This is a genomic window from Paracoccus kondratievae, assembly GCF_009301415.1.
Lineage (GTDB): Bacteria > Pseudomonadota > Alphaproteobacteria > Rhodobacterales > Rhodobacteraceae > Paracoccus > Paracoccus kondratievae.
In genome coordinates this window covers 1355777-1379665 of record NZ_CP045073.1, presented here as the reverse complement: position 1 = coordinate 1379665, position 23889 = coordinate 1355777, and the positions used below count along the sequence as shown (strand labels likewise).

Sequence of the window (23889 nt, the reverse complement as noted above, 5' to 3'; positions counted from 1 at the left end):
GATGCCTAAATACAGGGCAGAGCCGGTTTCGTCAAATGTCGCGGAGCTTCAGGCCCGCTGTCGCAACGGCTCTGGCTTCCTGGGGGCAAGGGCGGCTAGGCTTGCCCTGCCAGCCAGGGAGTGCGCGATGTTTCTTTCCGTCTTCGACATATTCAAGATCGGAGTCGGCCCGTCCTCCTCTCACACCATGGGACCCATGGTGGCGGGGGGCCGTTTTCTTGACGCTCTGCGCCAGCAGCCCTTTCGCGCCCATGGGCTGCGCGCCAGTCTGCATGGCAGCCTGGCGTTCACCGGGAAAGGCCATGCCACCGACCGCGCCACCATCCTTGGCCTTGCCGGTTTCCTGCCCGAAACCATGGATGCCGAGGCAGCCGAGGACACGCTGGCCCGCAACCGCGAAACAAGGGTGCTGTCGCCTGCGGGATTGGGCGATCTGGTCTTTGACCCGGTGCACGACCTGATCTTTGACTATGACCGTCCGCTGCCCGGCCACGCCAATGGCATGATCCTGATGGCAACCGACGCGCAGGGCGACGTGATCTTTCAAGAGATCTATTATTCGATCGGCGGCGGTTTCGTGATGACCGAGGCCGAACTGGCCGCGCGTGGCGACGATACCCGGACCGATGCCGCCCCCAAGGTGCCCTATCCCTTTGCCTCGGCCGCCGAGATGCTGGAGATGGCGCAAAAATCGGGCAAATCCATCGCCCGGATGAAGCGCGAGAATGAGCGCGTCTATCGCACGGATGCTGAAATTTCGGCCGGACTTAACCGAATCTGGCAAGTGATGCGGGACTGTATGGACCGCGGCCTTGCAACCCGCGGCATCCTGCCCGGAGGGTTGTCGATCCGCCGCCGCGCCGCCGCCATCCATGAGGCGCTGAAGGCCGAGGCGGGCATGAACCTGACCGCGCCCCATGTCATCAATGACTGGATGTCGATGTATGCCATGGCCGTGAACGAAGAAAACGCGGCCGGCGGTCAGGTTGTCACCGCGCCGACCAATGGCGCGGCGGGCGTGGTACCGGCGGTGATCCGCTACTGGCTCGACCATGTCCCGGGAGCCTCGGAGCGGCAGCTGGACGATTTTCTGCTGACCGCCGCAGCGATTGGCGGGCTTATCAAACATAATGCCTCGATCTCGGGGGCGGAATGCGGCTGTCAGGCCGAGGTCGGCTCGGCCAGCGCCATGGCGGCGGCAGGGATCTGTGCGGTCATGGGCGGCACCCCCGAGCAGGTCGAGAACGCGGCCGAAATCGCGCTTGAGCACCACCTGGGCATGACCTGCGACCCGGTCAAAGGTCTGGTGCAGGTGCCGTGTATCGAGCGTAACGGGCTTGGCGCGATCAAAGCCGTTTCGGCGGCCAGTCTGGCCCTGCGCGGCGATGGCCAGCATTTCGTTCCGCTGGACGCCGCCATCGAGACCATGCGCCAGACCGGTCGCGACATGAGCGACAAGTATAAGGAAACTTCGCTCGGCGGGCTTGCGGTCAACGTCCCGAACTGCTGACTGCGTGCAAATTATCGCGCACCGGCGGTCCTGACCCCTTGCGGGCCCTGTCTGTGCTTGCTCAAGCCCTGCCCTTCCTGTAGCCAATCGGCATAAGCAATACCCATGGGAACCGGGACAGAGCAGATGAAATTCCGTTCGGCATGCGCCGTGCTTGCGATGACAGTGGCCCTTGCCGCCTGCGGCGAGTTGCCCTTCCAGAAATCGGCCGAGCCCGAGGCGGCCCCCGGCCATTCCGGCCCGCCCGCCGTCTCGCCGCTGGAACAGCCGATCGAGACCGGGGGCGAGGCGAAACCTATCGCTACTGCCGAGGCACGCACCCTCAACACCGCGATCTTCCGCGCCGCTGGCGCAGGCTGGGCGGTGACCGCCAACGACAAGACCGCCGTCTATGAACGGTCGGGCGCGAAATCCGTCGGCGTTACCGTGCGCCGCATGGTCTATGGCCGCGGGGTCGAATTCATCGGAACGATGAACGGTTCGGTCTTTGCGCTGAATATTCAGGCGGCCGAATGTGAGGTCGGCGATCAGAAATCGCCCTTTACTGCGCGGTTGCGCGTCGGCAGCCAGCGCCTGACCGGCTGTGCGGCCCCGACCGACACCATGCCCAAGGCTCAGGTTCGCGCATCGTCCGCCGCGCCAAAGCCGAAAGCTCAGCCTAAACCTGCCGCTCCGGCGACGAAACCGGCCGCCCCCGCCAGCGACACGACGGCACCCGCCGCGGAAAACGCGACCGGGACCAGCAAGCCGGAAACCTCGACCGACAACAGCCCGGCGACGACCCCGGCAACCACGACGCCCGCAACCACGACCCCGGCAACGACTGCGCCTGAGACCACGGCCCCCGCCACCGGCTCGGCCAGCACCGCACCGGCCAGCACCACTCCGGAAAGCGCGGCGCCCACGACCGCACCGGCGGCACCGGCCAGCGAACCCGCCCCGGCGGCAAGCGGCAGCCCGGCACCGGCCAGCGGTGTGCCTGCGCCCGAACTGGTCCTGCCGCCCGCCACCAGCGAGTAAGTCACAAAAACCCAGACGCCGCGCGGAAGGGTTCGCGCGGTGTCGGCCCACCCGCCGCCCTTGCTGCGGGCCAAGACCTGAAAGGACCCGCCGATGCGCGCCCATTCGCTTCTTACCCGCCGCCTGCTGGCCTCGACCGTGCCGGTGGCGCTTTTGCTGGGTCTCGGTGCCCAGCCAGCCCATACCGATCCGCTGATCGGCAATGTGCTGAACAGTTACGGCTTGCCGGGCGGGGTCGATACCCCGACCGCCGAGATGCTGCCCGATGGCACATTGGGCGGGACGGTGTCATATACCGACCGGGCGCGCCGTCATAACGTGGTATTCCAATTGCATCCCCGGCTGACCACCGCCCTGCGCTATTCGCGGGTCGAGGGGATTAATGACCACAACAATCTTGGCCATATCTGGGACCGCTCATTCGACCTGCGCTTCCAGTTCATAGACGAACAGGGCTGGCGCCCCGCAGTCTCGGTCGGGCTGCAGGATTTTCTGGGCACCGGGGTCTATTCGGGCGAATATATCGTCGCGACCAAGACCATCACCCCCAACATTCGCGCCAGCATCGGTATCGGCTGGGGCACGCTGGCAGGCAAGCCCCGGACCATCGACACCGAGGACAACGGCGGCAAACCGAATGTCGACGAGTGGTTCTCGGGCAGCGCCAGACCCTTTGGCTCGATCACCTGGCAAGTCAATGACAAGCTGAGCCTGGTCGCCGAATACTCACATGACCGCTATCTGGCCCGCTATCTGCGCCCCAATGGCACCATTGATGATGTGCGCCAGGGTGACGACGAACCCGACAGCAAATTCAATTTCGGAGCTTATTATACCTTCAACCCCAGCTATCAGGTCGGGCTTTACACACTGGGGGGCGATACTTTCGGGGCTCAGTTCAGCTTTGCGCTGAACCCGCGTAATGCGCCCTTCCCCTCGGGGCTGGAAAAAGGCCCGGCGCCGGTGCGGCCGCGCCCCGCGCCTTCGGCCGATCCCGATGGCTGGTCCGGCGCCTGGTCGGCCGATCCGACCGCGCAACCCGCGATCCAGACCGCACTGGGCAAGGCGCTGAAGGATGAAGGGCAGATCCTTGAATCCATGGCGCTGTCCTCGAACCGCGCCGAGGTGCGCATCCGCAACACCCGCTATATCCAGCAGGCCGAGGCTGTTGGCCGCACAGCGCGGCTGATGACCCGCGCGCTGCCGCCTTCGGTCGAGACGCTGGTCATCACTTCGAATTCCGAAGGTATGGCGACCTCGTCCGTGGTGCTGCGCCGCTCGGATGTCGAGCGGCTTGAGAATACTGAGGCGAGCCGCATCGCCGAGGCGGCACAGCTGGTCGATGCCGAACCGCGCCCCGACGGTCTGGTGACCACGCCGGATCTGTTCCCGCGCTTCCGCTGGAAGCTGGCACCTTATCTTGAGCTGGGGGTTTTCGACCCGCAGGATCCGCTGCGCTATGAACTTGGAGCCGAACTGAAGGCCAGCTACGAGATCATGCCGGGCCTGATCCTGTCGGGTACGGTGCGCCAGCGCGCGCTTGGCACCATGAAGCAGCGCGGCCCGGGTATCCCCGGCCAGCGCGGCGAACATTACACGCCCGAAGAATATGTCTCGAACCCGGATTACGAGTATTTCAACGGTGTCCCGCGCGTGCGTTCGGATACCCGGATGTACACAGGCAGCGACAGCCCGACGATCCCCGAGCTGACACTGGCCTGGTATGCTCAGCCGACCCGCGCCGTCTATACCCGCGTGACCGTCGGCCTGCTTGAGCGTGCCTATGGCGGCGTCTCGGGCGAGGTGCTGTGGAAACCGGCGAATTCGCCGCTGGCCTTTGGTGCAGAGGTCAACCGGGTGAGAAAGCGTGATTTCGAGGATGTCTTTGGCTTCCGCGATTATGAGGTCACCACGGGTCATGTCTCGGCCTATTACGAATTCGCAGAAGGGTTCACCGCGCAACTGGATGTCGGCAAGTATCTGGCAGGCGACAAGGGCGCGACCTTTACCCTGACGCGCGAATTCGCCAATGGCTGGCGCGTCGGTGCCTATGCCACCAAGACCGACCTCAGCGATGAGGAATTCGGCGAGGGCTCGTTCGACAAGGGGATCACGATCTCGATCCCGGTGTCCTGGGCAACGGGCACGCCGTCGCGTGATCGCGCCGGAACCACGCTGCGTTCGCTGTCGCGCGATGGCGGGGCCAAGGTTCACGTGAACGGGCGCCTTTACGACAAGGTCCGCGACGCGCAATCGGTCAAACTCTATCAAGGCTGGGGGAGCTTCTGGCGATGATCACGAGCCGCATCCACCACGCAGCGCTGTCCGCGCTGCTGATCGCGGGCCTCGCCGCCTGTGGCAACGACGACACCGGCAATGCCACCAACCCGCTGCTGATCGCCGCCAAGGCGGCCGGAGGCACGGTTGCCCAGATGCGCAACGAGAAGGCCGAACCGGCCGCCCCCAAGCGTACGCCCGAGCAGATGGCCGCCGAGGCGCTGCGCGTCAACCCGGCACCGCTTGTCATGGTTGGCTTTGAGTCGCTTGGCCGCACTCAGGTCATGGCCATGACCGGGCAGAACGGCGCAATGCGGACCTTTATGGCCCCGTCAGAAGAGGCGCTGATTCTGCGCGACGGTATGGTCGTCGGCACCCGCGGTCTTGGCAACGACCTTTCAGTCGCTGAGCCGGGGACCGAGGCGCTGATCCGCGCCGGGCGCCCGGGCTCGGCCAAACGCGTCATGCGCTATTACAGCGGCGACGGGCTGGAACGGCCGCTGAGCTTTGACTGTACCGTCGGGCCGGGTCCAAAAGCGGGTGTTGTCGTCGAAAGCTGCGAAGGCCACGGTACGAGCTTCCAGAACAGCTATATGGCACAGGGCGGGCATCTGCCGGTCTCGCGTCAGTGGCTGGGGCCGAAGCTGGGTTATGTGACCATCCAGACGCTGCGGCCCTGAAGCAAACCACGACAGCATGGAAAACAGCAAGCCGGTCCTCACGCGAGGGCCGGCTTTCTTCTTAGCTGATGAGCTGCGCAGAAAGCCCATGATGAAACGCGGCCAAGGGCCTGTTTGCGCAAAAGAAAAGGGGCCGACCCGAAGGTCAGCCCCTGATCCTGACGGAACCGTAAGGTTCCGCTGTAAGATCAGCTGTCGTCGTCGTCCGAAGCGACGGCGGCGATGACGCCCAGCAGCAGCAGAGCCGGGACGACAAGGCCGGCGTTGCTCGAAGCGGGCTTCTCGTCAACGACGACCGGCTCGACGTCGACGACCGGGGCGACGTAGCCACCAGCGAGAGCGGTCGAGGCCGACAGGCCCAGGGCCAGGGCGAAAGTAGCGAATTTGGTCATGATCATGCTCCGTTCAGTACTTTGACGGCTGCCGTTTCCGGCAACATCGGTGCGACAGTCGCATAAACCCAAGGACTTGGAAAGCGGTCTTGAATGAGAAGCCCCGCTCGACCTGGGCAACTGTTGCATAATAGCCAAACCCGGAAACAGTGGGCAGGATACCGCCAGCCGACCGGCCGAAATTTGCCGGCCCCAGACGGCTGCACGAAACCGGTCATTTCCGCCAAATGCCTAAAGTTACGACATAAATAAGTGCGGAAATGGCCACGATTGATGGCCCTGCGGGCGTATCGAGCCTGAGACTGGCCCAAAGTCCGCCAAGGACTGCGATCGCGCCGATCAATGTTGCGGAACCGGCCATGCGTTCGGGCGTTGCCGAGAATCCCCGGGCTGCCGCAGCCGGCACAATAAGCATAGCCGAGATCAGCAGCGCGCCAACGATGCGAATCGCGATCGCCACCACCACGGCCAGTGCCAGCGACAGGATCAGCCGTTCACGCGCGGGATCGATTCCTGCTGCCATCGCCAGTTCCTCGTTGACCGAGGCAGTGACCAGCCGCTGCCAGCGCCAGATCAGCAGGCCAAGGACCAGCGCCGACCCGCCCCAGATCCAGACAATGTCGGTCCGGCTGACCGCAAGGATATCGCCAAACAGGAATGCGTCGAGCCCGACCCGCAATGAGGGCACAAAGCTTGCCCCAACCAGACCCAGCGCCAGTGCGCTATGGGCCAGCACCCCCAGAACCGTATCCATGGACTGGCCGCGCCCGGTCAGATGAGCCACCACCAACGCCATGGCGACGGCGACGGCAAGCGTCCCAAGATAGATCGGCGCCGACAGGGCAAAGCTTAGCGCCACGCCTAAAATCGCCGCATGGGCGGTCGAATCGCCGAAATAGGCCATGCGTCTCCAGATCACGAATGAGCCCAGAGGGCCGGTCGCCAGCACCAGACCAAGCCCAGCCAGTGCGGCGCGGGTCAGAAAATCGTCAAGCATGGGACCTCAATGCGGATGGGTGCAGCCCGGGCCATGGTGGTGGCCCCCGGCGATATGATCGTGGTCGTGGTCGTGTTGATGGCGGTAAAGGGCCAGCGTCCCTTGCGATTCGGCACCAAACAGCGCGCGATAGGCCGGGGCGGCGCTGACCGCCTGAGGCGTCCCCTCGCAGCAGACATGGCCATTGAGGCACACCACCCGGTCCGAGGCGCGCATGACCACCAAAAGGTCGTGACTGACCATCAGAACGGCTGCACCAGTTTCGGCCCGGACCTCTTCGATCAGCTTGTAAAAGGCAACGATCCCCGGCTGGTCCAGGCCCTGAGTAGGCTCATCAAGGACAAGCAGCTGCGGGTCGTTCAGCAATGCTCGGGCCAGCAGGACGCGCTGGAACTGCCCACCCGACAAGGCGGTAATCTGGCGCTGCTCAAGCCCCGGCACCCCGGTCCGCGCCAGGGCTGCCGCGGCCAGATCGTCACGGACCCGGTGCGGCAACGACAGAAAGCGGCGCACGGTCATGGGCATCGCGCGTTCGATATGCACGCGCTGGGGAACATAGCCTATCCGCAGTCCCGGCGCGCGCTCGACCCGGCCCGAATCCAGCGCCACATGACCCAGAAGCGCGCGTATCAGCGTCGATTTGCCCGAACCGTTTGGCCCGACCACGGTAACGATCTCGGCCGGGCGGATCAGAAAATCGACATGGCTCAGCACCGGGGCCCCCAACCCGCCATGGCTGACCGTCAGATCGGTGGCCTCAATAAGCGAGGTCACGCGCCAGCCTCACGGCAACGGTCGCAAAGACCCAAAAGCTCAACCGTCGACCGCTCAATAAGAAAGCCCGAGCTGCCGGCGAGATGCTGAAGGGCAGTGCGCAGCTTTGTCGAATCGGCCTCGGCCACCTGCTCACACCCGCGGCAGATCAGGAAAGCGGGTGAGTGGTTACGCTCGTCCGAGAGGCAAGCGGCGTAGGCGTTCAGCCGCTGGACGCGATGGGCAAGGCCCTGCTCGACCAGAAAATCCAGCGCCCGGTATGCGACAGGGGGCTGTTTGCCAAAGCCTTCGGCCGACAAACGTTCAAGCACCTCATAGGCCCCCATCGCGCGATGCGATTCGAGCAAGATTTCAAGCGCGCGACGGCGCACCGGGGTCAGGCGCACGCCCTCGGCCCGGGCCTGCTCTTCGGCACGCGCCAGCACCGCCGAGGCGCAACGGGCATGATCGTGGTCGTGGAATGGATCTTCCGGCTCGGCCGGGGCAGCAGGATCAGACATGATGTTACACTGTTACATTTTTACTTGACGAGTTACAATATAACATAAATAGATTGGGAGTTTCTGCAAGTGAGTTCGCCATGACCCGACCCTCCCTTTCGTTTTTCAGCCTTGCGTTTGGGGCTTTCGCCCTGCCTGTCCATGCCGAGGTGCCGCGCGTCGTGACCGATGTTCCGATCGTGGGTGCATTGGTCCAGCAGGTGATGGGCGATCTGGGCCGGCCGGACATCCTGCTGGAAGCCGGCGGTGATCCGCATAGCTATTCGCTGCGCCCCAGTCAGGCGCGCAGTCTGCAAAACGCCGATCTGCTGATCTGGGTCGGCCCCGAACTGACCCCATGGCTCGCCCGCCCCGCCGAAAACCTGGCCGCCGGCAGTCACAGCATGACGCTGCTGGACCTGCCCGCCACCAGGCGCCACGAATACGCCGACGCACATGAGCATGAGCATGAGCATGAGCATGAGCATGAGCATGATGACCACGGACACGACCACGTCCACAGCGGCACTGACCCTCATGCCTGGCTTGACCCGGCCAACGGCCAAGCATGGCTAGAGGCCATTGCCGAGGCGCTGGCAGCACGCGACCCTGACCATGCCGCAGTTTATACCGACAACGCAGCCAAGGCCGCCGCCGAGATATCGGCGCTGGATGCTGAGCTGGGTGCCCTGCTTGCCCCCGCCAAGGGCAAGCGATTCGTGGTCTTTCACGACGCATACGGTTATTTCACCGCCCATTACGGGCTTGAGCCGGCAATTGCGGTCAGCCTTGGCGATGCCTCGACCCCGTCAGCAGGCAGGCTTGAGGCGATCCGCAACGAGATCTCGTCCCAAGGCGCGGTCTGTGCTTTTCCAGAGGCGAATCACGACCCCCGCCTGATTGCCGCCGCGACCGAGGGAACCGAGGTCCGGCAGGGCGAAGCGCTGGACCCCGAAGGCAGCGGCGCGCCAGCTGATCCCAACCTGTATCCGGCCGTTCTGCGCGGGCTGGGCAAGGCGCTGGCGGACTGTCTGAACCAAGGCTAGAATCAGCCGAATCCATAACCATCACAAAAGCCGGGCACCCAACCAGTGCCCGGCTTTTTTAATTACATAACAAATAATTAACGGGATGGAAAATTCCCGACTATTTTCCTTTGACATCTCTTATAAATTTTGTCAGGTTACCCTCACCGCGACAGAAACGAGGAACTGGACATGACCGCGACCCGCCCTGCCGAATTCACGCGTCCCGGCGTGACCGCATTGCAGCGTCTTCCCGAATATGATGCAGAATTGCTGACTGCCGGCGGCAATCAGGCACTGATCGTTCTGGGTGATCAGGTGTACAACCTGCGCATCACCCGGGCCGGTAAACTGATCCTGACGAAATAACCCGATCAAGGGCGGCGCGTGTTACCCGCGCCGCGGACCCTTTCCCTCTGGTCGCGCTCCCTTGCCGGGGGCGCGATTGGTTTTTGCAAACCCCGGTTTTCCCCCCGACTTCGGTCCTGCCTTTGGGCCAGGTTTGCCAAAGGGCTTGCCAGCGCCCTTCCCGCCGTCGCGACCGGTTTTGAGTTCCTTGAAATCACGGGCCGGTTTGGCGTCGCGGGCAGGTTTACCCTGAGCGCGCGGATTCGCACCCCTCTCGCCCTCGGCCGCACGGGGCTTGAAGCCGGATTTGCCACCGGGCGCAGAGCGTTCGCCATCGCGCGGGCCTTTGGCAAAAGGTTTGCGGGCCTCTCCATCACGGGCAGGTTTGCCAAAGGGTTTACGCCCCTCGCCGTCGCGTGCAGCCTGACCAAAGGGCTTGCGACCTTCACCGCGTGGCGCGGATTTGCGGTCATCCCCCTCGGCGCGCTTGCCAAAGGGCTTGCGCCCGGCGTCATCACGGCGGGCGGTAAAGCGACGCTCTCCGTCCTCACGGCGGGTCGGGCGCGATTCGCCATCCTCGCGCTTGCCCATCGGACGGCGCGGCCCGTCAGAACGGGCCCGCCCCTCGCCCGGCTTGCCATCCGCCCTGGCCGCACCCCGATCCCGGAACGAGCGCGGTTTTTCCTCGGTCTCCCCGGTCAAAAGCCCGCCAAGCTGGTCGCGCAGGACCTTGCGCTTGACCTCGCGGACCTCGTTTTCCTCCATCCCCGTCAGCTTGAAGGGGCCATAGCCGATCCGAATCAGCCGGTTCACGATCAGCCCGACATGCGCCATGGCGCGACGAATTTCGCGGTTGCGGCCTTCGCGGATCCCGACGGTCAGCCAGGCGTTCGCACCCTGCTGGCTGTCCAGATTGATCTCCATCGGCGCGAATTCCTCGCCGTCGATGGTCACACCCCGGCGCAGCGGCGCAAAGGTCAGGTCGGTCGGCTGGCCGTTCACCCGCACGCGATAACGGCGCAGCCAGCCGGTGCTGGGCAGTTCCAGCCGACGCTTAAGCTCACCATCGTTGGTCAGCAGCAGCAGCCCTTCTGAATTCAGGTCCAGCCGCCCCACGGTCATCACCCGCGGCATGTCGCGCGGCAGGGCATCAAACACCGTCTGCCGCCCCTTTTCGTCCGAAGCCGAGGTCACCAGCCCAACCGGTTTGTAGTAAAGCCACAGCCGCGTCTCTTGCGGCGCGTCCATGGGCTTGCCATCAACCGTGATCCGGTCTGATGGCAGGACATCCAGCGCAGGGCTGTCGATCTTGCGCCCGTTCACCGACACCCGGCCTTCGACGATCATGCGCTCGGCCTCGCGGCGGCTTGCGACGCCGGCACGGGCCATCACCTTGGCGATACGTTCGCCAGCGGCAGGTTTCGGGGTGTCGTCCGGGGTGGTTTCGGGGGTGTCGGTCATGGCGATCTCCTGCGCATCTCTGCGGTGGCAAAGCGGGCTCTCTACGCCCAATGACTGAAGATGGAAAGCAGTTCTTGCAAGCAATGCAAGCCCGCGCGAAAAGCGCGCATGGTCTTTGCCTCGCATATGCCCGCCGCTCTGGCTGAGGCCCGCGCCGCCGCCCGGCGCGGCGAGGTGCCGGTGGGCGCTGTTCTGGTCGGTGCGGATGGCACGGTTCTGGCCCGTGCCGGCAACCGCACGCGCGAACTAAGCGACCCGACAGCCCATGCCGAAATCCTGGCCATTCGCATCGCTTGCGCGACTGTCGGTTCGGAGCGGCTGCCGGGGGCGCGGCTTTGGGTAACACTGGAACCATGCCCGATGTGCGCTGCCGCCATCTCAGCCGCGCGCATTGAAACCCTTTATTACGGGGCTGATGACCCGCGCATGGGGGGCGTGCGCCACGGCGCGCGCGTCTTTGACCACCCCCAATGTCACCACCGGCCAGAGATCATCGACGGCATTTCCGCAGAAGAATCGCGGCGGCTGTTGCAGGAGTTCTTTCGCAACCGCCGCTAACATGACAAATCCACGTCACGAATCCGTCGCAATGGGTGCTTGCGCTGCACCGCAGCATGAATAGGATGCCTGGCGAGCGAACATGGGGGGACTGATGTTCCGGAAGATTCTTGTAGCGAACCGAGGTGAGATTGCGATCCGCGTGATGCGGGCGGCAAACGAGCTTGGGAAGAAGACGGTCGCAGTCTATGCCGAGGAGGACAAGCTGAGCCTGCACCGCTTCAAGGCGGACGAAGCTTACCGCATCGGCGCGGGGCTGGGGCCGGTCGCGGCCTATCTGTCGATCCCCGAGATCATCCGGGTGGCGAAGGAATCCGGCGCCGATGCCATCCACCCGGGCTATGGGCTGCTTTCGGAAAACCCCGATTTCGTCGATGCCTGCGCCGAGGCGGGGATCGCCTTCATCGGTCCTTCGGCGGATACGATGCGGGCGCTTGGCGACAAGGCCAGCGCACGGCGCGTCGCCATCAAGGCTGGCGTCCCGGTCATTCCGGCGACCGAGGTGCTGGGCGACGATATGGAGGCGATCAGGGCCGAGGCGGACACGATCGGCTATCCCTTGATGCTGAAAGCCAGCTGGGGCGGCGGCGGACGCGGCATGCGCCCGATCATGGGCGCCGATGAACTGCCCGAAAAGATCCGCGAGGGCCGCCGCGAGGCCGAGGCCGCCTTTGGCAACGGCGAAGGTTATCTGGAAAAGATGATCCTGCGCGCGCGCCACGTCGAGGTGCAGCTCTTGGGCGACAGCCATGGTGGCCTTTATCACCTCTATGAGCGCGACTGTACCGTGCAGCGCCGCAACCAGAAGGTCGTCGAGCGCGCGCCCGCCCCCTATCTGACCCCCGGGCAACGCGCCGAGGTCTGCGAGCTGGCTCTGAAAATCGGCCGCGCTGTCGGCTATCAGAACGCCGGCACCGTAGAATTCCTGATGGATATGGATACGGGCCACTTCTACTTCATCGAAGTGAACCCGCGCGTGCAGGTCGAGCATACCGTGACCGAAGAGGTCACCGGCATCGACATCGTGCAGTCCCAGATCCTGATTGCCGAGGGGGCGACCCTGGCCGAGGCAACCGGTGTGACCCGGCAGGAGGACGTGCATCTGAACGGTCACGCCCTGCAATGCCGGGTGACGACCGAGGACCCGCTGAACAACTTCATCCCCGACTATGGTCGCATCACTGCCTATCGCAGCGCCACCGGCAACGGCATCCGGCTGGACGGCGGCACCGCCTATTCCGGGGGGGTCATCACCCGCTATTACGACTCGCTGCTGGTCAAGGTGACGGCCCATGCCCAGACCCCTGAAAAAGCGATCTCGCGGATGGACCGGGCGCTGCGCGAATTCCGCGTCCGCGGCGTGGCGACGAATATCGAGTTCGTCATCAACCTGCTGAAACATCCGGTCTTTCTGGACAACAGCTACACGACCAAATTCATCGACACGACGCCGGATCTGTTCGCTTTCCACAAACGCCGCGACCGTGCGACAAAGCTCCTGGTCTATATCGCCGACATCTCGGTCAACGGTCACCCCGAGACCGCGGGCCGTCCTCTGCCCCCGGCCGAGGTGCGCGTCCCGGTCGTCCCGGCCCTCAAGGCCGACCCCGCCCCCGGCACGCGCCAGTTGCTTGAGGAAAAGGGCGCCAAGGCCGTCGCCGACTGGATGCTTGAACAAAAGCGGCTGCTGATCACCGACACTTCGATGCGCGACGGGCATCAGTCGCTGCTGGCCACGCGGATGCGCTCGATCGACATGATCCGGGTGGCCCCGGCCTATGCCGCGAACCTGCCCGGCCTGTTCAGCGTCGAATGCTGGGGCGGCGCGACCTTTGACGTGGCCTATCGTTTCTTGCAGGAATGCCCCTGGCAGCGGCTGCGCGATATTCGCGCCCGCATGCCCAACCTGATGACGCAGATGCTGCTGCGGGCCAGCAATGGGGTCGGCTACACCAATTACCCCGACAATGTGGTGCAAAGCTTTGTGCGGCAGGCGGCCAGGACCGGCGTCGATGTATTCCGGGTCTTTGACAGCCTGAACTGGGTCGAAAACATGCGTGTCGCCATGGATGCGGTGATCGAATCGGGCAAGATCTGCGAAGGCACGATCTGCTATACCGGCGATCTGCTGGACCCGGCGCGGTCGAAATACGATCTGAAATACTATCTCAGCATGGCGCGCGAACTGCGCGATGCCGGGGCGCATGTCCTGGGCCTTAAGGATATGGCGGGGCTTTTGAAGCCAGCTTCGGCCAGCATCCTTGTCCGCGCCCTGAAGGAAGAGATCGGCTTGCCGGTGCATTTCCACACCCATGACACCGGTGGCATTGCCGGTGCCTCGATCCTTGCTGCGGCTGAGGCAGGCGTGGATGCGGTCGATTGCGCCATGGACGCACTGTCGGGCAATACTTCGCAGCCCTGCCTTGGCTCAATCGTCGAGGCCCTGCGCCATACCGGGCGCGACACCGGGCTGGACATCGACGCGATCCGCCGCATCTCGAACTACTGGGAGGCAGTGCGCGAACATTACACCGCCTTTGAAAGCGGGCTGCAGGCCCCGGCCTCTGAGGTCTGGCTGCATGAGATGCCCGGAGGCCAGTTCACCAACCTCAAGGCGCAGGCACGCTCGCTTGGCCTTGAGGATCGCTGGCACGAGGTCGCACAGGCCTATGCCGAGGTGAACCGGATGTTCGGCGATATCGTCAAGGTCACGCCCTCGTCCAAGGTGGTGGGCGACATGGCGCTGATGATGGTGGCGCAGGGGCTGACCCGCGAACAGGTCGAGGACCCGAACGTCGAGGTGGCCTTCCCCGATTCGGTCGTCGACATGATGCGCGGCAACCTTGGCCAACCCCCGGGCGGCTGGCCTGCGGCGCTGCAGAAAAAGGTTCTGAAGGGCGAGGCCCCGCTGACCGCCCGCCCGGGCGCGGCGATGCCGCCCGTGGATCTGGAGGCGACGCGCGCCGATCTGAGCCGTCAGCTAGAGGGCAAGCATGTCGATGATGAGGACCTGAACGGTTACCTGATGTATCCCAAGGTCTTTCTCGACTACATGGGCCGTCACCGGCAATACGGTCCGGTGCGGGCCCTGCCGACGCGGACCTTCTTCTATGGGATGGAACCCGGCGAAGAGATCGAGGCCGAGATCGATCCCGGCAAGACGCTGGAAATCCGCCTGCAAGCCATTGGCGAGACTGACGAACAGGGCGAAGTCAAAGTCTTTTTCGAACTGAACGGCCAGCCCCGGGTAATCCGGGTGCCGAACCGTCTGGTCAAATCGCAGACCACCTCGCGACCCAAGGCCGACCCGGCGAACGAGGGCCATCTCGGCGCCCCGATGCCCGGCGTCGTCGCCTCGGTCGCGGTCACCCAGGGGCAAAAGGTCAATCCCGGAGACCTGCTGCTGACCATCGAGGCCATGAAGATGGAAACCGCCATCCACGCCGACCGCGCCGGAGTGGTGAAAGCCCTTCACGTCCGGCCAGGCGAACAGATCGACGCAAAAGATCTCATGGTCGAGATCGAGTAGCGGCCTGCCAACCCCGCCCCCGCCCGGATCGCAACCGGGCGGGGGTTTCCATTCCGGGCTATGACTGGTTTAGCACGGGTCAGGCTGCGGCCGGGACCATGCATACCGCGCATCACTTTGCGCATGGCCCATGATCATTACGCCGCCCGCTCGCGACCAAAGCGATGCCCACGCAAAAAAAGTGCTGCCCCCGGGTGGGTCAGATACCCGCGGCACGCAGGCGCGCCAGATGGTCAGCCGGAGTGATCAGCGGTCGATACTCCAGCCCTGCCGCCGTACAACCCGTATCGGCAAAGCGGTGCAGGACCTCAGGCTCGGGCTCATTGCGACCGGGGCATGACGCCGCCTGCACATGGCCTATCAAGGCCGTGTGGCGGGCCAGCGCCTCGGCGGCGTTCTGGGGACCCAGTTCGGTCGCGGCATGGAACCAGTCGAACATGACCCGGACGCGTGACCCGAACAGGTCGGCAAGCTCCAGTCCGTGATCCAGCCGTGACAGGTGATAGCCGGGGACCGCCTCGGCGCAGATCGGCTCGATCAGGATCAGCCGGTCGGTGGCATCAAGGGCACGGCGCAGGTTGGCGCGAAAGACCGCTTCGTCACCCGCGCCGCGCCCGGCAAGAACGTGTATCGCCCCCGCCCCGACCGCCACGGCCGCAGCATGGGCAGCCGTCAGATCGGCAATAAAGTCAGCCTCATGCCCCGGCAAAGCAGCACAGCCGAAACTGTCACCCATGCGGATATTCAGCCCGCCGACCGTAAGCCCCAGTTCATCCAGCGCAGCAGCGATTCCAGAGGCATCGTGACGCTGGACCTCGTCATGGAACTCGACCCCGTCGAAACCTGCGGCCGAGGCGGCTGCAAGACGTTCGGGAAATGGCAGGGCGGCGAACAGAAAGCCGGTATTGGCAAGCAATCGCATCGGTATCCCCTTGTCACGGGCATCGTTGAACAAGGCTGAAAACCGCTCTGGCAGTAAAAGGCAAGACCGGGCGGCGACTTGACCCGCACCGGCGCTTCCGACAGGTTGCGCCCGCATCACCCATGACAAGGGCAGGACGGGAATGGTTCAGGACTTCGGCTCTCTTATGCGACGCCGGCGCTCGATCCGGGCCTATCTCGACAAGCCGGTCCCGCGCGCCGAGATTGAAGAGATCTGCCGCCTTGCGCGCACGGCCCCCAGCGGGGCCAACCTGCAACCCGGTCGCTTTCACGTCCTGACCGGCACCCCTTTGCGTAATCTGATCTCCGGGATCGACGCGGCGATCGGGGCTGGCGTGACCGAGGCCACGGAATATTCATGGTTCCCCGAACCGATGCCGCCCGAGTTGCGCGAACGCCAGCGCGCGGCAGGTTATGCGCTGTATCAGGCGCTGGGTATCGCGCGACGCGACCTTGAGGGACGACGGCAGCAATTCCGCCGCAACTATGCCTTTTTCGGCGCTCCGGTCGGGGTGGTCGTCACCATTGACCGCCGGATGGGTGCGGGCTGTTTCATGGATTTGGGCATGTGCCTGATGGGATTTCTGCTCGCGGCTGAGGCGCGCGGACTGGGCGCAACCGGCATCGGTGCATTGGCAAATTACGGCCCGACCGTGCATCAGCTGCTGGATTTGGCAGCCGAGGAAATGGTCGTCTGCGGCATCGCGCTGGGTTTTCCCGATCACGAGGCACCCGAAAACCAGGTGCGCACTGCGCGCGAGGACCTGCCTGCCTATACCAGCTTTCGCGGCTTTCCCGATAGCTGAGGCCCGCGGCAGGTCCGCCCCGCCGCGGGCATGCACCTAGATATTCATCTGGGCACCGATCTCGACCACCCGCCCGGCGGGGATACGGAAATAGTCCGAGGCCCCGGCAGCGTTGCGCGACAGCGTGATGAACAGCCGCCCCTGCCAGCCCGGCATGCGGCTGCGGGTGGCAATGCGCAAGCGCTTGCGCGACAGGATGAAAGAGGTTGCCATAATGTCGAACTTCCACCCCTGACGGCGACATTGCAGCAGGGCGCGCGGGACATCCGGCTCCTCGGCATAGCCATAGATCAGCTCGACGCGGCGGAAACGCTCATCAATTTCCTCAATACGCACGCGCTCTGTCTGGGCCACCCGGGGGACCTCGGCCGTTGTGATCGTCAGGATCACGTTCTGCTCGTGCAGCGATTTGAAATGCTTCAGGCTATGAAGCAGCGCCGAAGGTGCCAGATCGGGGGTCGAAGTCAGAAACACCGCCGTCCCCGGCACCGTGGCAATCGAGCCTGACCTGTTCACCTGCTCAAGCAGGCTGGCCATCGGCAGCTCGGCCTCACGATCCTTGGCCAGCACAATGGCGGTGCCGCGCATCCAGCTTGTCATCAGGATCAGCATGGTCGCGGCAATGCCAAGCGACACATAGCCACCGTCGCTGATCTTGATCAGGTTCGCACCCAGAAAGGTCAGGTCCAGCACCAGAAAGGGCAGCATCATGCCGATGGACGCCCAGAGCGGCAGGCCCCAGTGCTTGCGCGCCACGACCATGGCCAGGATCGCCGTGACCACCATGGCCCCGGTCACGCTGATACCATAGGCCGAGGCAAGGCCCGACGAATTGCCAAAGGTCATCACCAGCGCCAGCACGGCAATCATCAGCCACAGATTGACGCCCGGCACAAAGATCTGGCCCTCATGTTCGTCCGAGGTGTGGCGGATTTTCATGCGCGGCAGCATACGCAGCTGCACCGCCTGACGGGTCAGCGAATAGGCGCCGGTAATAACTGCCTGACTGGCGATGATCGTAGCCATCGTGGCCAGGATCACCACCGGCAACAGCGCCCAGCCGGGAAAGAGGTGAAAAAACGGGTTCACCATCGCGGCGGGGTTGCTGAGCACCAGCGCACCCTGCCCGAAATAGGTCAGCGCCAGCGCCGGAAAAGCCACGAACAACCAAGCAAGCTGAATGGGTTTGCGGCCAAAATGGCCCATGTCGGCATAAAGCGCCTCGGCCCCGGTCACGGCCAGAAAGGCCGCGCCCAGAACGATCAGGCCAAGACGGCCGTTACCAAGAACGAAATTCAGCGCATGTATGGGGTTCAGCGCGGCAAGCACATCCGGATTACGGATGGTCCAGTTCAGCCCCGCTGCCGCCATGACCATGAACCAGATCAGCATGATCGGCCCGAACCAGCGCGCCACCGCCTGTGTGCCGTGGCTTTGCACCAGAAACAGACCGATGATGATGGCGATGGCCATGGGCTGGATGTAAGGATCAACGCCCGGCGTGACGAGCTTAAGCCCCTCGATCGCCGACAGAACCGAGATCGCGGGCGTAATCGTTGCATCGCCGTAAAACAGCGCCGCTCCGATCAGGCCAAGGACCAGAATCAGCCGGTTCGGCCGCCCCATGGCGCGCTGTGCCAGCGCCAGCAGCGACAGTGTGCCGCCCTCGCCCTCGTTATCAGCGCGCAGCAGGATCAGCACATATTTCGCCGTCACGATCAGCAGAAGTGTCCAGAGGATCAGCGACAAAAGACCCAGTACATCTTCACGCGCAACGCCCCCATGGGTGGCGCCTGCCGCTGCCATTGCCTCGCGAAAGGCATAAAGGGGCGACGTCCCGATATCGCCGTAAACAACGCCAAGAGCCGCCAGAGACAGCGACATCATCCCCGCTCGACGCGGCTGGGTGTCAGCGATTTGGGTATCCACACTTGCCATGGTTTCGCCTTATTGCACCGGAAGTCGTCCGGCCCGAGCGCGCAAGGTGGCGCAAAGCGGCGTAAGGGATCGACAGGGAAGATTGCCCGGCGCGTAAGGATTCCATAAAGACCATGGACAAGCGCCCGGCCCTCGCGCCAGATCCTGCCATGGAAAGTTTTGAGCCGCCCCGCCTGCCCCCCGACGACCGTCGCTGGATGACCACGCCGCGCCCCGGCGGAGTGCTGGGGGCGGCGCTTTTGTTGGCGCTGGTGGCCTTGGCGGCGGGGCAGCTGCGCGAGTTTCTGCCCGAGAATGTCTCGATCCTGCTGTTTCTGACCGCGGTTCTGATCAATGCCGCCGCCTTTGGCTTCTGGGTCGGAATTGCCAGTGCCCTTGGCGCCATCGCCGCTTTTAACTTTCTGTTCGTCGAGCCGCATTTCACGCTGCACATCTCTCGCCCGCATGATCTGGTGACCGTGGCTGTGTTCCTGCTGGCGGCCAGCCTGACCGGGCTGCTGGCGGGACGGCTGCGCGAACAGGTCGAGGCCGCCAAGACCCGTGCCGCAGCACTGGAGATGCTGTCACAGGCAAGCGCCGAGCTTGCCGCCGTGACCGGGCCCGCCGAGGTGACGCGGATCGTGCTGCGCCATCTCAACCGTCTGTCCGAAGGACCGGCGGTCGCTCTTGCTCCGCAGGGCAATGGACTGCATCTGATCGCCGCGTTGCCAGAAGGCTATGCCCCCGAACCGCGCGAACTTGATGCCGCGGACATTGCCTTTCGCCATGGCCGTGCCGAGCTGGCCCCCGCTCAGGGCTGGAATGGGCAGCGCCTCAGCTTTTATCCTTTACAGGTGGAAGGCAGCCCCGGCCCGGTGTTGGGCCACGCCCGGCTGGCACCCGACCGCCGTGACCGCGACCTGCGCGAACGCACGATCGAAGTCATGCTGCGTCAGGCCGAACAGGCCCTGCACCGCCTTTCCCTGGCCCAGGCCGCCGAGGCCGAGCGCCGCCGCGCGGCCGCCGAAGAAACGCGGGCAGCCTTGCTTGCCTCGCTGTCTCATGACCTGCGTACGCCCTTGGCAACGATCCTTGGCGCGGTCACGACCCTGCGCGAATTGGGCGTGACCTTGCCGCCCGACTCGCAGGCCGATCTGTTGGCAGCAATCGAGGAAGAGGCCGAACGGCTGGCCCGCTATGTCGAAAAGCTGCTGCAGCTTACCCGGCTTAACGCCGGGATTGCAGCGCAGATGACCTGGGTCGATGCGGGCGATGCTGCGCAGGCGGCGGTGGCCCGCGCCCGCCGTGCATGGCCCGATGCCCAGATCCTTGCCGAGACCGGCGATCTGCCCATGATAAGGGCCGAGGCGGGTTTGCTTGAGCAATCAGTCTTTAACCTTGTTGAAAACGCGGTGAAATATGCCCCCGGCCCGATCCGCGTCACCGGCACGGTCGATGGAGATGAGCTGGTCCTTGCCGTTCTGGACCATGGCCCCGGCCTGCCGCCTGCGGTCGCAAACTGGCTGGGTCAGGACGGGCTGACCGGCGCCCCTGCGGGGGCCGGGTTGGGGCTGCCGATCTGCAAGGGCATTGCCCGGACGCTGGGGGGGCGGCTGACTGCGTCCCGCGATGGCGCGGGCGCAAAACTTGCGCTGCGCCTGCCAATCCCGGAGGCCGCCGCATGAGGGAACGTCAGCTTATCCTCGTCGTCGATGATGAGCCGCAGATTCAGCGCTTTCTTGGCCATGCGCTGGTTGCAGCGGGCTATGACATCTGCCTTGCCGGTTCGGGGGCCGAGGCGCTGGCCCAGGCCATGGCGCAAGAGCCCGATCTGATGATCCTTGACCTAGGCCTGCCCGACATGAACGGCAAAGAGGTGATCGAGCGGCTGCGGCTGCGCCTGGACCTGCCGGTTATCGTGCTGTCGGCCCATGATCAGGAAATGGAAAAGATCATGGCGCTGGATCTAGGTGCGGATGATTTCGTGCCCAAGCCCTTTGGCATCGGCGAACTGCTGGCGCGGATGCGCGCCTGCCTGCGTCCGCGCCGCACCGCCCGCACCGAGGTGATCAGTCAGGACGGGCTGCTGATCGACCTTACCGCCCATCAGGTCAGCCGCGATGGCGAGCTGCTGCGACTGACGCCCAAAGAGTTCGACCTGCTTGCGGCGCTGGCCGGTAATGCCGGGCGGGTGATGACCCATCGCAAGCTTTTGCAACTGGTATGGGGGCCGGCCCATGTCGATGACGTGCCCTATCTGCGCGTCTTTATCGGCCAGTTGCGTCAAAAGCTTGAACGCGACCCGGCCCGGCCGGAACTGATCCTGACCGAGCCGGGCGTCGGCTATCGCTGGGCACGATCCGAACGCGGAACCGCGTGATCGCCTTCTAGCGGTTGCGGGTATCAACCGGATAGGCGGTGCTGAAGCGGATACGCTCCATCGCGAAATGCGAGGTGACGTTCTTGATCGGTACCGCATCCGTCAGCCGTTTGTAGAACTGATCAAAGGCCGCCATGTCCGGCACCGCCACGCGCAGCATGTAATCCATGCGCCCGGCCATACGATAAACCTCCATGATCTCGGGCAGGCTTGACGTGGCACGGGTGAATTCCTCGCGCCATTCCATCGAGTGGTTGGGGGCCTCGATCTCGACAAAGACCAGTATGCCGAAGCCAAGCTTGGCCGGATCGGCCAGCGCCACCCGCCCGGTCAGGACGCCCTGCGCCTCAAGCTTCTGGATCCGCTTCCAGCAGGGCGTCTGGGACAGACCCACCTTTTCGGCGATCTGCGATATCGGCAGGGTCGCATCATGCATCAGTTCCGCAACAATCTTGCGGTCGATCAGGTCCAGATCCGGCATTTCTGTTTTCGCCCTTTTCGCGTCCGGGGAATCGGCTTCTTCGACAGGCGCTAGAATAACTATATTGCCGATCTGTTCAATCGTGTATTATACTTCCCTGCAGCAATGACACCCTGAACGAATCTGCGAACGGGAGAACATGCACATGAACCAGTTCATCGCCACCGACGGAGCCGAAACCAGGGCCGAAGGGGAGCAGCTGTTTTCTGTGCGCCTCATCGACCGCAGGACGGGTGAGGTGCCTAGTGTGAACGGCATCCCGCTGAGCATCCTGACCCATTCGCCGCGTTCGACGGTGGCGGATTTCATGCGGGGCCGGAACCGGCAGCTGTGGCGCGCCGAGGTCGAACCGGTCAATTCGCCCAGCGGAGGCGCCCGCCATGGTGCAACCCCCTGATACCCTGATCGACCGCCTTTTCTTTCTGACAACCAGCCGCTCCGGGCCGGTAATGTCCGACGCTCTTCTTTTACCGGAGCCGGACTGGAACATTCGCCGCGCCGGGCCACGCTGGTATGCGATCTGGTCGAACGACCGCGCGCGCCTGCAACGGCTGCGGGTCCTGCTTTTGCCGCAGGATTGGTCAGGACTGAGCTCCCGGCAGCAGATGGCGCTGATCGCTGAACAATTGCGACCTGGCACGATCCCCTCTGCCCTGTGCCTGCCCCTGCGCGAAGGCAAGAGCCTGCTGCGCAGCGCCCTGTCCCGGCGGCTGTAGCCTGTGCCAGAATGGCGATGCCCTGCCGCACCCAAGGGTCAGCGGCAGGGCTCTGGGCTTTTGTCCTTTGCTTGGCAATGGCAGGCATCATGGCCCTGCGTGCTTTAGCCCACGGTCTCGGGCAGCCGGTCAAACAGATCCGCCAGCCGCGCGCATTGCACCCGAATGTCGGGGATCGCCGTGATTTCCCACAGCGCAGCGCGGGCACAGGGGCCGATGGCGAAAACCCGCTGCGACACGGTGCCGTCACGCGCGATCAGCCGCGCATCACGCGTCGTGTCCAGCCCGAGTCGAAGCGCATCAAGCCGCCCCCGTCCGCTGGTGATCAGCTCTTGCACAACCGGGGCACTGTCAGTCTCGGGGTCGCGGCGGATGCCACGGCAGTCGATGGCATGACCCGCAGGCAGCAGACGCGGCCCCCCGGCAGTCAGGACCTCGACCCCCTCGGGCGTCATCTGACGGAAGCGCGCTTTCAGGACCTGCAACTGGCCGCGCTCTCGCGCTGCTCCGATCAGCGCCGCGGACTGGGGCGGCATGCGGTGGCGATGAACCTCCCACCACGAGGCGCCATGACGCAGAAAGCGGCGGCGGCTATCTTCGTCCCAGCTTTGCCAGATTGCACTGACATGGGCGCGCAGCCCGTCCAGCACATCACGCCAGCCAAGGCCCTCGGCCCCGATCGCGCGAATGCGCGCGCGCAGCCAGCGCAGTACCTGGCTGACCGGGGCGCCCAGCGGGATCTCATCCGTCGCGATGGGCGCGGCGTGACTTGTGGCATGAGCGCGCGGCAAAAGCCCGCGGCGCGACAGGCAGGTGATGCGCCCGCGATGCCCGCGCCCCAGCAGAGATACGACATGATCGACCATCGACAGCCCGGTGCCGACGATTACGACATCGGTGTCCGCACTGGCCGGAGGGGTAAAGTCCCAGCCACCGCGCATCCCTTGTGGCGGGTGCTGGGGCACGGCATGGCCGGTGGCCAGAATGGCGAGGTGGCCGGTAATGGTGCTGCCATCGTCCAGCACGGCACGCACGCTGCCCGGCCCCTCTTCCAGGCGCAGGCATTCCTGACGGCGGCAGGTCAGCCGGTCCCGGCCCCATGTCGCCAAAAGGCTTTCGAGGTAGCGCCCGTAAGTCGAGCGGCCAACGAAACAATCCGGCGTAGCCTCAGGTGCGGCGCCTGCGTCATGCAGCCAGCGCAGAAAATGCTCGGGATCGTCGGGAAAGGCGCTCATGTTATGAACGCGCGTGTTCAGCAGGTGATTGGGATTGTCGGTCGAATAGGCGATGCCGCAACCCAGAGTGCGGGATTTTTCGATCATGCTGATGCGCAGCGCGGGATTGTTGCGCAACAGATGGGCGGCGGCCAGCACACCGCTGGCGCCGCCGCCGATGATAAGAATATGACGGCTGCCGTCCTGCAAGAATTGACCGTCCATCACATCACCATCAGACAAAGAAAGACCAAAGCCCAGAACACGGCGAGCGCCTGGCCCAGCCGGCTTTCTTCGCGGTCGGACAGCACTTCACCTTCCTGGGAAAGAAAGGCGATGAACCCCGGGTCGTAAGCGGTGCCATACATCGGTCGGTCCTTTCG

At 64.4% G+C, this 23889-nt stretch carries 23 protein-coding genes; 13 read left to right on the top strand and 10 right to left on the bottom strand.

Annotated elements, in window-relative coordinates:
- Positions 1-127 precede the first annotated feature (127 nt).
- The 4 genes from F8A10_RS18140 (at position 128) to F8A10_RS18125 (ending at position 5487) form a co-directional block, all read left to right on the top strand.
- Positions 128-1510, top strand: coding sequence for an L-serine ammonia-lyase (locus tag F8A10_RS18140; RefSeq protein ID WP_152368083.1), 1383 nt, complete (start codon positions 128-130; stop codon positions 1508-1510).
- Positions 1511-1636: 126 nt separating this feature from the next.
- Positions 1637-2530 carry a hypothetical protein gene (locus tag F8A10_RS18135; RefSeq protein ID WP_152368082.1) on the top strand — a complete coding sequence of 298 codons (894 nt, stop codon included), beginning with the start codon at positions 1637-1639 and terminating at the stop codon, positions 2528-2530.
- A 93-nt stretch (positions 2531-2623) separates the two neighbouring features.
- Positions 2624-4825, top strand: a complete 2202-nt coding sequence (locus F8A10_RS18130; RefSeq protein WP_152368081.1) for a YjbH domain-containing protein — start codon at positions 2624-2626, stop codon at positions 4823-4825.
- Positions 4822-5487 carry a YjbF family lipoprotein gene (locus F8A10_RS18125; protein WP_085501499.1) on the top strand — a complete coding sequence of 222 codons (666 nt, stop codon included), beginning with the start codon at positions 4822-4824 and terminating at the stop codon, positions 5485-5487. Before F8A10_RS18130 ends, F8A10_RS18125 begins: the two co-directional genes overlap by 4 nt.
- A gap of 188 nt (positions 5488-5675) precedes the next feature.
- On the opposite strand, the gene F8A10_RS18120 is transcribed toward F8A10_RS18125, so the two are convergent.
- The 4 genes from F8A10_RS18120 to F8A10_RS18105 form a co-directional block, all read right to left on the bottom strand.
- On the bottom strand, positions 5676-5879 hold the full coding sequence (locus F8A10_RS18120) for a hypothetical protein (protein ID WP_029371618.1): 204 nt from the start codon (positions 5877-5879) through the stop codon (positions 5676-5678).
- 214 nt (positions 5880-6093) lie between these two features.
- A complete protein-coding gene (locus tag F8A10_RS18115; RefSeq protein ID WP_010394197.1) occupies positions 6094-6876 on the bottom strand; it encodes a metal ABC transporter permease in 783 nt (260 codons plus the stop codon).
- A gap of 6 nt (positions 6877-6882) precedes the next feature.
- The gene (locus F8A10_RS18110) at positions 6883-7650 is read right to left on the bottom strand and encodes a metal ABC transporter ATP-binding protein (protein WP_152368080.1); all 768 of its coding nucleotides are present in this window, start codon (positions 7648-7650) and stop codon (positions 6883-6885) included.
- On the bottom strand, positions 7647-8150 hold the full coding sequence (locus tag F8A10_RS18105) for a Fur family transcriptional regulator (protein ID WP_010394201.1): 504 nt from the start codon (positions 8148-8150) through the stop codon (positions 7647-7649). Before F8A10_RS18105 ends, F8A10_RS18110 begins: the two co-directional genes overlap by 4 nt.
- Before the next feature lie 80 nt (positions 8151-8230).
- Between F8A10_RS18105 and F8A10_RS18100 the strand changes: the two genes are divergently transcribed.
- Positions 8231-9175, top strand: coding sequence for a zinc ABC transporter substrate-binding protein (locus tag F8A10_RS18100; RefSeq protein WP_152368079.1), 945 nt, complete (start codon positions 8231-8233; stop codon positions 9173-9175).
- Between the two features lie 171 nt (positions 9176-9346).
- A complete protein-coding gene (hemP, locus tag F8A10_RS18095; protein WP_010394206.1) occupies positions 9347-9523 on the top strand; it encodes a hemin uptake protein HemP in 177 nt (58 codons plus the stop codon).
- 21 nt (positions 9524-9544) lie between these two features.
- Here the strand turns inward: hemP and F8A10_RS18090 are convergent, their stop codons facing one another.
- Positions 9545-10963 (bottom strand): pseudouridine synthase, encoded by a 1419-nt coding sequence (locus F8A10_RS18090; RefSeq protein ID WP_085501503.1) that lies wholly within the window; start codon positions 10961-10963, stop codon positions 9545-9547.
- A gap of 108 nt (positions 10964-11071) precedes the next feature.
- Between F8A10_RS18090 and F8A10_RS18085 the strand changes: the two genes are divergently transcribed.
- Together F8A10_RS18085 and F8A10_RS18080 are read left to right on the top strand one after the other, a co-directional pair.
- Positions 11072-11521, top strand: a complete 450-nt coding sequence (locus F8A10_RS18085) for a nucleoside deaminase (protein WP_010394212.1) — start codon at positions 11072-11074, stop codon at positions 11519-11521.
- Between the two features lie 94 nt (positions 11522-11615).
- The gene (locus F8A10_RS18080) at positions 11616-15050 is read left to right on the top strand and encodes a pyruvate carboxylase (RefSeq protein WP_152368078.1); all 3435 of its coding nucleotides are present in this window, start codon (positions 11616-11618) and stop codon (positions 15048-15050) included.
- 199 nt (positions 15051-15249) lie between these two features.
- On the opposite strand, the gene F8A10_RS18075 is transcribed toward F8A10_RS18080, so the two are convergent.
- Positions 15250-15972 (bottom strand): TIM barrel protein, encoded by a 723-nt coding sequence (locus F8A10_RS18075; protein ID WP_152368077.1) that lies wholly within the window; start codon positions 15970-15972, stop codon positions 15250-15252.
- Positions 15973-16114: 142 nt separating this feature from the next.
- On the opposite strand from F8A10_RS18075, the gene F8A10_RS18070 reads away from it, so the two are divergent.
- Positions 16115-16798, top strand: coding sequence for a nitroreductase (locus tag F8A10_RS18070; RefSeq protein ID WP_152368076.1), 684 nt, complete (start codon positions 16115-16117; stop codon positions 16796-16798).
- A 36-nt stretch (positions 16799-16834) separates the two neighbouring features.
- Here the strand turns inward: F8A10_RS18070 and F8A10_RS18065 are convergent, their stop codons facing one another.
- On the bottom strand, positions 16835-18736 hold the full coding sequence (locus F8A10_RS18065; protein WP_227493487.1) for a potassium transporter Kup: 1902 nt from the start codon (positions 18734-18736) through the stop codon (positions 16835-16837).
- Between the two features lie 113 nt (positions 18737-18849).
- Here F8A10_RS18065 and F8A10_RS18060 point away from each other — a divergent pair, with 113 nt between their 5' ends.
- Together F8A10_RS18060 and F8A10_RS18055 are read left to right on the top strand one after the other, a co-directional pair.
- The gene (locus F8A10_RS18060; RefSeq protein WP_085503051.1) at positions 18850-20400 is read left to right on the top strand and encodes a DUF4118 domain-containing protein; all 1551 of its coding nucleotides are present in this window, start codon (positions 18850-18852) and stop codon (positions 20398-20400) included.
- Positions 20397-21095: a response regulator gene (locus F8A10_RS18055; RefSeq protein WP_010398925.1), complete on the top strand. Its 699-nt coding sequence runs from the start codon at positions 20397-20399 to the stop codon at positions 21093-21095. Before F8A10_RS18060 ends, F8A10_RS18055 begins: the two co-directional genes overlap by 4 nt.
- A 7-nt stretch (positions 21096-21102) precedes the next feature.
- Here the strand turns inward: F8A10_RS18055 and F8A10_RS18050 are convergent, their stop codons facing one another.
- A complete protein-coding gene (locus F8A10_RS18050) occupies positions 21103-21576 on the bottom strand; it encodes an Lrp/AsnC family transcriptional regulator (protein ID WP_010398928.1) in 474 nt (157 codons plus the stop codon).
- Positions 21577-21721: 145 nt separating this feature from the next.
- Here F8A10_RS18050 and F8A10_RS18045 point away from each other — a divergent pair, with 145 nt between their 5' ends.
- Entirely contained in the window at positions 21722-21973 is a 252-nt protein-coding gene (locus F8A10_RS18045; protein WP_010398931.1) for a hypothetical protein, read from the top strand.
- A complete protein-coding gene (locus F8A10_RS18040) occupies positions 21957-22292 on the top strand; it encodes a hypothetical protein (RefSeq protein ID WP_152368075.1) in 336 nt (111 codons plus the stop codon). Before F8A10_RS18045 ends, F8A10_RS18040 begins: the two co-directional genes overlap by 17 nt.
- Before the next feature lie 104 nt (positions 22293-22396).
- Here F8A10_RS18040 and F8A10_RS18035 read toward each other — a convergent pair whose 3' ends face one another.
- Positions 22397-23731, bottom strand: coding sequence for an FAD/NAD(P)-binding protein (locus F8A10_RS18035; protein ID WP_152368074.1), 1335 nt, complete (start codon positions 23729-23731; stop codon positions 22397-22399).
- Positions 23731-23874 carry a hypothetical protein gene (locus F8A10_RS21265; protein ID WP_010398937.1) on the bottom strand — a complete coding sequence of 48 codons (144 nt, stop codon included), beginning with the start codon at positions 23872-23874 and terminating at the stop codon, positions 23731-23733. Before F8A10_RS21265 ends, F8A10_RS18035 begins: the two co-directional genes overlap by 1 nt.
- Between the last annotated feature and the right edge of the window lie 15 nt (positions 23875-23889).

What these genes read in the sequence shown, in the direction of transcription:
- F8A10_RS18125 (WP_085501499.1), top strand. Translation starts at nt 4,822, where the DNA reads ATGATCACGAGCCGCATCCACCACGCAGCGCTGTCCGCGCTGCTGATC.
- F8A10_RS18130 (WP_152368081.1), top strand. Translation starts at nt 2,624, where the DNA reads ATGCGCGCCCATTCGCTTCTTACCCGCCGCCTGCTGGCCTCGACCGTG.
- F8A10_RS21265 (WP_010398937.1), bottom strand. Translation starts at nt 23,874, where the DNA reads ATGTATGGCACCGCTTACGACCCGGGGTTCATCGCCTTTCTTTCCCAG.
- F8A10_RS18090 (WP_085501503.1), bottom strand. Translation starts at nt 10,963, where the DNA reads ATGACCGACACCCCCGAAACCACCCCGGACGACACCCCGAAACCTGCC.
- F8A10_RS18060 (WP_085503051.1), top strand. Translation starts at nt 18,850, where the DNA reads ATGGACAAGCGCCCGGCCCTCGCGCCAGATCCTGCCATGGAAAGTTTT.
- F8A10_RS18050 (WP_010398928.1), bottom strand. Translation starts at nt 21,576, where the DNA reads ATGCCGGATCTGGACCTGATCGACCGCAAGATTGTTGCGGAACTGATG.
- F8A10_RS18065 (WP_227493487.1), bottom strand. Translation starts at nt 18,736, where the DNA reads ATGGCAAGTGTGGATACCCAAATCGCTGACACCCAGCCGCGTCGAGCG.
- F8A10_RS18080 (WP_152368078.1), top strand. Translation starts at nt 11,616, where the DNA reads ATGTTCCGGAAGATTCTTGTAGCGAACCGAGGTGAGATTGCGATCCGC.
- F8A10_RS18120 (WP_029371618.1), bottom strand. Translation starts at nt 5,879, where the DNA reads ATGACCAAATTCGCTACTTTCGCCCTGGCCCTGGGCCTGTCGGCCTCG.
- F8A10_RS18085 (WP_010394212.1), top strand. Translation starts at nt 11,072, where the DNA reads ATGGTCTTTGCCTCGCATATGCCCGCCGCTCTGGCTGAGGCCCGCGCC.
- F8A10_RS18105 (WP_010394201.1), bottom strand. Translation starts at nt 8,150, where the DNA reads ATGTCTGATCCTGCTGCCCCGGCCGAGCCGGAAGATCCATTCCACGAC.
- hemP (WP_010394206.1), top strand. Translation starts at nt 9,347, where the DNA reads ATGACCGCGACCCGCCCTGCCGAATTCACGCGTCCCGGCGTGACCGCA.
- F8A10_RS18070 (WP_152368076.1), top strand. Translation starts at nt 16,115, where the DNA reads ATGGTTCAGGACTTCGGCTCTCTTATGCGACGCCGGCGCTCGATCCGG.
- F8A10_RS18140 (WP_152368083.1), top strand. Translation starts at nt 128, where the DNA reads ATGTTTCTTTCCGTCTTCGACATATTCAAGATCGGAGTCGGCCCGTCC.
- F8A10_RS18115 (WP_010394197.1), bottom strand. Translation starts at nt 6,876, where the DNA reads ATGCTTGACGATTTTCTGACCCGCGCCGCACTGGCTGGGCTTGGTCTG.
- F8A10_RS18035 (WP_152368074.1), bottom strand. Translation starts at nt 23,731, where the DNA reads ATGGACGGTCAATTCTTGCAGGACGGCAGCCGTCATATTCTTATCATC.
- F8A10_RS18040 (WP_152368075.1), top strand. Translation starts at nt 21,957, where the DNA reads ATGGTGCAACCCCCTGATACCCTGATCGACCGCCTTTTCTTTCTGACA.
- F8A10_RS18045 (WP_010398931.1), top strand. Translation starts at nt 21,722, where the DNA reads ATGAACCAGTTCATCGCCACCGACGGAGCCGAAACCAGGGCCGAAGGG.
- F8A10_RS18075 (WP_152368077.1), bottom strand. Translation starts at nt 15,972, where the DNA reads ATGCGATTGCTTGCCAATACCGGCTTTCTGTTCGCCGCCCTGCCATTT.
- F8A10_RS18100 (WP_152368079.1), top strand. Translation starts at nt 8,231, where the DNA reads ATGACCCGACCCTCCCTTTCGTTTTTCAGCCTTGCGTTTGGGGCTTTC.
- F8A10_RS18055 (WP_010398925.1), top strand. Translation starts at nt 20,397, where the DNA reads ATGAGGGAACGTCAGCTTATCCTCGTCGTCGATGATGAGCCGCAGATT.
- F8A10_RS18135 (WP_152368082.1), top strand. Translation starts at nt 1,637, where the DNA reads ATGAAATTCCGTTCGGCATGCGCCGTGCTTGCGATGACAGTGGCCCTT.